The 6,626-nt window shown below is 71.4% G+C and carries 7 protein-coding genes; 2 read left to right on the forward strand and 5 right to left on the reverse strand.

The genetic code is table 11. From position 1 onward, the window contains the following. Positions 1-774: 774 nt before the first annotated feature. Positions 775-1,188, reverse strand: a complete 414-nt coding sequence (locus tag C1I97_RS28040) for an ATP-binding protein (protein WP_111005930.1) — start codon at positions 1,186-1,188, stop codon at positions 775-777. Positions 1,189-1,423: 235 nt separating this feature from the next. Between C1I97_RS28040 and C1I97_RS28045 the strand changes: the two genes are divergently transcribed. Beyond that, positions 1,424-2,275 (forward strand): helix-turn-helix domain-containing protein, encoded by an 852-nt coding sequence (locus C1I97_RS28045; protein WP_111005931.1) that lies wholly within the window; start codon positions 1,424-1,426, stop codon positions 2,273-2,275. 4 nt (positions 2,276-2,279) lie between these two features. Beyond that, the gene (locus C1I97_RS28050) at positions 2,280-2,483 is read left to right on the forward strand and encodes a DUF397 domain-containing protein (protein ID WP_111005932.1); all 204 of its coding nucleotides are present in this window, start codon (positions 2,280-2,282) and stop codon (positions 2,481-2,483) included. Between the two features lies 1 nt (position 2,484). Here the strand turns inward: C1I97_RS28050 and C1I97_RS28055 are convergent, their stop codons facing one another. The 4 genes from C1I97_RS28055 to C1I97_RS28070 all read right to left on the reverse strand — a co-directional run bounded on the left by C1I97_RS28055 (position 2,485) and on the right by C1I97_RS28070 (position 6,579). Further along, positions 2,485-5,097 carry a SpoIIE family protein phosphatase gene (locus C1I97_RS28055; protein WP_111005933.1) on the reverse strand — a complete coding sequence of 871 codons (2,613 nt, stop codon included), beginning with the start codon at positions 5,095-5,097 and terminating at the stop codon, positions 2,485-2,487. Between the two features lie 271 nt (positions 5,098-5,368). Then, the gene (locus tag C1I97_RS28060) at positions 5,369-5,797 is read right to left on the reverse strand and encodes an ATP-binding protein (RefSeq protein ID WP_111005934.1); all 429 of its coding nucleotides are present in this window, start codon (positions 5,795-5,797) and stop codon (positions 5,369-5,371) included. A 143-nt stretch (positions 5,798-5,940) separates the two neighbouring features. Beyond that, complete coding sequence (locus tag C1I97_RS28065) at positions 5,941-6,354, reverse strand: (deoxy)nucleoside triphosphate pyrophosphohydrolase (protein WP_111005935.1); 414 nt, start codon at positions 6,352-6,354, stop codon at positions 5,941-5,943. A gap of 42 nt (positions 6,355-6,396) precedes the next feature. Then, positions 6,397-6,579 carry an SPOR domain-containing protein gene (locus C1I97_RS28070; protein ID WP_111005936.1) on the reverse strand — a complete coding sequence of 61 codons (183 nt, stop codon included), beginning with the start codon at positions 6,577-6,579 and terminating at the stop codon, positions 6,397-6,399. Positions 6,580-6,626 lie beyond the last annotated feature (47 nt).

The raw sequence follows: 6,626 nt of genomic DNA on the forward strand, positions 1-6,626 counted from the left end.
TGTATAAGAGACAGCCCCACCACTGACGCAGCCCCGGTCGCCTGTCCCACCGGGCGGTCATACGCTCCGGAGTGTGACGCGTCATCCCCATTCCGCACGGCCGGGCCGCGGCGTGCGCCCCCGCGCCTGGCCATGCGCGTGGCGCGCGCCGTGCTGGGCTGCGCGGCGGGGCTCGTGTGGCTGCTGCTTCCCGGGGTGACGATCAGCAGCGGCTCCGCGGTTGCACTCCCCCGGGCCGGTCCGGTGACCGTCGCCGCCGCACCGCGGCAGGACGAGACCTCGGTGGGCCACCTCACCCTGCCGCTCGTCGTGGTAGTGGCGGGCGTGCCCCAGGGCATGGCTGCCCTCCTGCCCGGCCATCGCCTGCCTCGCCCACGACGGCGGCATCCCGGCCGGAGTCGAGGCCGGCTACCTCCCCGAACACCTTCTCCAGCGCGGCCGGCTCGACGAGTTCGGGATCTGAGCCCGCCTGCTTCCTGCCGGTTCATGGTCCACTCGGCCGTTGCTACCCGGATCCACACGGATGGCGTCCCGCCAGGCGGTGCGGGGGACCAAGACGCCGGAATCCGCTGCACCACGTCGTGGGACACGCCCCTCGCCGCCCGGCTGGGAGACACATACCTTTCTGAAAAAGGGGAGCATCTCGGCCTCCAGTGTTCACACACCGCTCATTTGAGTGCGTGAGTGACATTCGCCTGCTGGGTGCTCACCTTTTTCAGCGGAGTGGGTGTCATGAGCCCCCATCAGTTCGCGGCCTACCGAACGGTGCGGCGCCTACGCGGCGGCCAGCTCGCACCAGACGACCTTCCCCCGGTTGCCCTCCCTCGCCAACGGCTGCCACCCCCACAGGTCGGCACAGGCCCGGACCAGCGCCAGCCCGCGTCCTTCCTCCAGGTCGGTGACCTGCTCCAAAGGCACGGGCGGCTCCGGAGGCCGAGGGTCCGCGTCCCACGCGCCGATCCGCAGCACGCCGGCGGACCACCGTACGCGCAGAGCGGCGGGCCCCTTCGTATGCCGTACGGCGTTGGAGACCAGCTCGGTGGCGAGCAGCTCGGCGGTGTCGGCAAGGCGGATCAGGCCGTGCATGGTCAGGATCAGACGGAGGGTGCGGCGGCTCACGGTGACGGCACGGGGGTCATTGGGGATGTACAGGCAGTACTCCCAGGGGTCGGTGGCGTTTTCGGGCATGCGTCAGCTCCGGTCGGTCGTCGGTTGGTGGTGGAGGAGCACTGCTGACCGGGCGGTGGCATTGCCGCAACCGTCATGGCAGGACGGAGCGGTGCGCTTCCGGTGCCCCGGAGTTCCGCAGCGTGTGCGTCGCGCTACCGACGGTAGACATTAGTTTTAACCTGGAGCAAGTTGATCGCGTAATCTGGCACTCGAACGAGTCGCGTTGCCAGGCGTGTTGGACGAGGAGCAGTCGATGGGCACCAGGCGCGAACCAACAGCGCGACAGCTGCGTCTCGCGGTCGAACTGCGCAGGCTGCGGGACGCGGCGGGCCTCAGCGCCCGCGAGGCGGCAGCGATGCTCGGCGTGAACTCCGTCCAGATCAGCCAGATCGAGTCCGCCACCACGGGCGTGAGCGAGGAGCGGCTGCGTAGGCTTGCCGCCCATTACGCGTGTACGCACGACGCGTTCATCGACGCCCTGACGGGGATGGCGACCGATCGGACACGCGGTTGGTGGGAGCAGTACCGAGGGCACCTGCCCACTTCGTTCCTGGACCTGTCCGAGCTGGAGCACCACGCCGCCTACCGGTGGGACGTGGACTTCCTGCACGTCCCAGGTCTTCTCCAGACCGAGGACTACGCCCGCGCGCTCTTCTCCTACGTGAACCCGGAGTTCCCCGACAGCGAGGTGGAATTGCGCGTGGAACACCGGATGAGGCGAAGGGACATCATCGAGCGTCCCCACCCGATCCCGTACGAGGCCGTGATCCACGAGGGGGCACTGCGCATCCGGGTCGGTGACCGTGCCGCAGCACGCGCTCAGCTCGTCCGTGTCCTGGAACTCTCCGAAGCCGGCCACGTCACCGTACGCGTCATCCCGTTCGACCTGGACGGATTCGCGGGCGCGGGAAGTGCCATGGTGTATGCGGGCGGCCCCGTTCCCAAACTGGACACCGTGGTGCGCGACGGCCCGCACGGCACGGCGTTCATCGACGCCGAAGCCCAACTCAGCCGCTTCCGAACACTCTTCCGTAGGCTGGAGGCAGCGTCGCTCGAACCCGAGCGTTCGCGCGACTTCATCCACAGGCTGGCGAAGGAACTGTGAAGCGATGAGCACCCCTGGGACCTGGCAGAAGTCGTCCTACTCCGGAGGCGGCGACGGCAACGCCTGCGTGGAAATCGCCAACTCGCCCAACCGCATAGCCATACGCGACTCAAAGGCCCCGGCCAGAGCCACCCTCACTTTCCCGGCCGGAGCCTTCACCACCTTCGTGGACGCCCTGAAAAGCCACTCCGCCCCGGGGCGGCGCTGAGTCAGAACAGGCTCAGCAACGCCTCCGCCGGGTCCGTGAGGACGTTCTCGCCGTCCGGAAGCGGGAGTTCGAACCAGACCGTCTTGCCGCGCGGGGTCCGGCGGGAGCCCCAGGCCGCGCTGAGGAGGCCGACGAGCTGGAGGCCGCGGCCGCCCTCGTCGGTGTCGCGGGCACGGCGGCGGCGCGGCTGGACGAGGCCGGAGTCCCAGACCTCGCAGACCAGGGTGCGGTCGAGCAGGAGGCGGAGTCTGATCTCGCCCTCGCCGTAGCGCAGGGCATTGGTGACCAGTTCGCTGACGAGGAGTTCGGTGGTGTCGATCAGCGGTTCGAGGTCCCAGGCGGTCAGCTGGGCGCGGGCGTACTCGCGGGCACGGCCGACGCTGCGGGGCTCGCGGGGCAGGGCCCAGTCGCCGACGGACTCGGCGGGCAGGCCCTGGACGCGGGCCATCAGCAACGCGATGTCGTCCTCGCGGTGGTGGGAGTCGAGGGTGTTGAGGACGTTGTCGCACACGTCCTCCAGGGGCTGGGCCGGGTCCGTGAGGGCGCCGACGAAGGCCTGCAGACCCTCGTCCAGGGGGTGGTCGCGGGATTCGACCAGGCCGTCGGTGTAGAGGGCGAGGAGGGCGCCCTCGGGGAGTTCGACCTCCACCTCCTCGAAGGGTTCGCCGCCGACGCCGAGCGGCATCCCGGGCGGTACGTCCAGCATCAGGGCGGACTCGCCGGGTTCGACCAGGACCGGGGGCAGGTGGCCCGCGTTGGCGAAGGTGCAGCGCCGGGTGACCGCGTCGTAGACCGCGTAGATGCAGGTCGCCAGGTACACCTCGGAGAGATCGGCCTCGCGGGGGCGGCGGGCCGCGCGGGTGGCCTGCTGGACGCCGCCGGGGGCGCCCAGGCCGCGGGCGATCTCGTCCAGCTGGGAGAGGACTTCGGCCGGTTCGAGGTCCAGCAGGGCCAGGGTGCGTACCGCCGTGCGCAGTTCGCCCATGGCGACGGCGGCGCGCAGGCCGCGGCCCATGACGTCGCCGACGACCAGCGCGGTGCGGTGGCCGGGGAGTTCGATGACGTCGAACCAGTCGCCGCCGACCTCGCTGGGCCGGCCGGTGGCCGCGCTGCCGGGCAGGTAGCGGCAGGCGATGTCGAGGCCGGAGGCCTCGGGGTTGCCGGGCGGGAGGAGGGAGCGCTGCAGGATCAGCGCGCGTTCGTGCTCGCGCCGGTACAGGCGGGCGTTGTCGATGTTCACGGCGGCGCGCGCGGCGAGTTCCACGGCGAGGTCGCGGTCGCGTTGGCCGAACGGTTCACTGCCCTTGGCCCGGGAGAACTGCGCGAGTCCCACGACCGTGTCCTGGGCGACCATAGGAACGGCCAGCGTGGACTGCACCAGGCCGCCGTCCTCGCCGGGCACGGTCATCGGGCGGGCGGTGCGCAGGGCGTCCGCGCAGGGCGAGTTGAAGGGGTAGTGGTGGACGGCGCCGAGCTCGACGGGCGTCCCCGTGCCGCTGAGCGGCGCCTCGGAGACGGCGCTGGCGAAGGCGACGCGGCGCAGTGCGGCGCTGCCGTCGGCGAGCCCGGGCGGGGTCTCGTCGCCGGCCAGCAGGCCCTGGTAGAGGTCGACGGTGGCCAGGTCGCAGAAGCCGGGGACCACGACGTCGAGGAGCTGGCGCGCGGTGGTCTCCAGGTCGAGGGAGTTGCCGATGCGGGCGCCGGCGTCGTTGAGAAGGGCGAGATTGCGTCGCGCCGCGGCGGCCTCGCGGGCGGCGGCGCGGCGGGCGGTGACGTCGGTTCCGAGCCAGGCGATGCCGATGGGACGGCCGCTTCCGCTGTGCACGCGGTAGAGGTTGACGGACCAGTGGCGGCGCTCGTCCGAGCCGGGCGCGAAGCCGGTGACGTGCAGATCGGTGACGGCATCGCCGCTGTCCAGCACCCGGCGCAGGGTGGCGGCGACCCGCTTGGCCTCGCCGCGCGGCAGGTAGTCGTGGACGCCCTTGCCGCGGTGGTCGTCCGGCTTTCCGCCGAAGATGGACGCGAACCGCTCGTTGGCGCGACGGACCTTCAGGTCGGTGTCGATGAACAGGAATCCGAAGGGGGATTGTCCGAAAATCGCCTGCGAGGCGGCGAGGTCGGTCTCGATGCGCCGTAGGGTGCGGACGTCGACGACGACGCACACGGCGGCCCTGTCGCCCTCGGCCGTCCGGGTGGGCATCACGTAGACCTCGGCGATCCCCTCCTCGCCGCGCCGTCCGACCTCTGTGTCCGGGACCCGGAAGGGGACCACGCCGGTCCACTCCCGCCCGTCGAGGACCTCGGCCATCTTGCGCTGGCCCCGTTCGCGCAGGTCGGGGTCGACGAAGGTTTCGATGGGGTCCATTCCGACGGCGCGTTCGGCGGGGATGCCGAAGAGCTGCTCGGCGCGCAGGCTCCACTGGTCGACGAGGCCGTCGGGGCCGATGGAGAAGGAGGCGACCTTGATGTAGTCGTACATCGAGCCGGGCGGGCTGCTCTGCCACATCGCGTCCGTGGGCGGCGCCTCGTCACCTCTGCCGCCGCCCGCGGACCTTGTCCTCGCGCCGTCCGACGGGTCCTCGGACTCCGTGGCCTTCGCTGGTATCTCGCTCACGCGAACCGTCCCCTCCAGCTCACCGCGTCCGGCACCGGTCACCGGGGGCGGCTGCCCGCAGTATCCAGCACTACGGCGCCGCACAACACGGTGTTCACGATCACAGGACCATCCCGATGCTTTTCGGTCCGGCCTGTGACAACACCAACAGTCTTCTAACCAGGCAGGACCCCGCCGAACCCCGCTCGCACACAACCATCACCGGCCCGCCGGGCCATTCGACAGCGCCGTCGGGCGTGTACAGCCCGGGGACAGGCCGGTGCCGCCCGGCTCACCCGGGCACTGCGAGTTCGAACCAGACCGTTTTGCCGGTGTTGTCCGGACGGGCGCCCCAGCGGCGGGAGGTGGAGGCGACCAACTGCAGGCCGCGCCCGCTCTCGTCGTCGGGCCGGGCCGGGTGCTCGCGGGGAAGACCGGGCAGTGGGTCGGAGACCTCGACCACCAGTACCCCCGGCAGACCCTCGGGGCGCAGCAGCCGGAGGCCGATGGGGCCGGCGGCGTGCTGGAGGGAGTTGGTGACCAGTTCACTCACCAGCAGGGCCGCGGTGTCGCCGAGCGATTCGAGGTTCCAGTCGCGCAACTGGCCGCGGACGGCGGCACGGGCCGTGCGCACCGCGCCGGGATCCGCGGGAAAGATCCACTCGGCGCAGTGCCCATCGGTGTCGATCACTCCGATCACTTCCCAGGCCGGCGGGCCCACCCATGTCCGGTTTCATGGGCTTGGTAAGCACATACCCGGTATCCAGGTGCCGGTACCGTCCTCGCCGGCGCGCTCCGGTACGTCCTGGTACGCCCCTACGCCTTCTGCGCCACGCGGACTTTGACGCCCGCTCGGGGTTCACCTCACGCCCGCGGACCGGCACCGAGGCGGGCGAGGACCTGTCGTACGGCGGGTATGTCCTGCTCCAGCCAGGGAACGCTCCAGATCTCGGCCGACGGGAGCCAGCGCAGCTCGTCATGGTCCTGCAGCGGCTCGGGCTCGGCGGACCCGGGCCGCAGCCTCGCGGTCCACACCCGCAGCTCGTACGGCGCCCTCAACGGCCAGCTGCCCGGGACCCGCTCGACCACCTCGGCCTCGACGCCCAGCTCCTCGCGCAGCTCACGCACGAGGGCCCCCTCGGGACGCTCGCCGGGCTCCACCTTGCCGCCGGGCAGCTCCCAGCGTCCGGCCAGCTCGGGGGGCGCGCTGCGGCGGGCGGCGAGCAGGCGGTCGCCGTCGAGCAGGGCGGCACCCACCACCACGATCCGTTCGGTCATGCGCCGGAGCCTACGGGAGCGGATCCGGAGCGCGGGAAAGGGTCAGCCGTCGCCGCCGCTCCGGCCGACGCGCTCGACCCAGTACAGCCGGGTGTCCGGGCCGCCGAGGCTGTCCGCGATCTTCTGGGCCTCGGCGCGGGTGGCGTACCTGCCCACGCTGTACCGATTGCCGTTGTCGTCCTGGCGGACGACGTGCCAGGGGAGGGTGATCGTACTGTCGTTCATCGCGTCCCACTGCTCCTTCCCGCCCCTGCGCGCCCGGCCTCCGGTCC

It is taken from the genome of Streptomyces sp. NTH33 (assembly GCF_003236365.1).
In the GTDB taxonomy this organism is placed as follows: domain Bacteria; phylum Actinomycetota; class Actinomycetes; order Streptomycetales; family Streptomycetaceae; genus Streptomyces.

Coding starts and splice junctions, on each gene's coding strand:
- C1I97_RS28065 (WP_111005935.1), bottom strand. CDS start 6,354: ATGACCGAACGGATCGTGGTGGTGGGTGCCGCCCTGCTCGACGGCGAC.
- C1I97_RS28040 (WP_111005930.1), bottom strand. CDS start 1,188: ATGCCCGAAAACGCCACCGACCCCTGGGAGTACTGCCTGTACATCCCC.
- C1I97_RS28050 (WP_111005932.1), top strand. CDS start 2,280: ATGAGCACCCCTGGGACCTGGCAGAAGTCGTCCTACTCCGGAGGCGGC.
- C1I97_RS28045 (WP_111005931.1), top strand. CDS start 1,424: ATGGGCACCAGGCGCGAACCAACAGCGCGACAGCTGCGTCTCGCGGTC.
- C1I97_RS28070 (WP_111005936.1), bottom strand. CDS start 6,579: ATGAACGACAGTACGATCACCCTCCCCTGGCACGTCGTCCGCCAGGAC.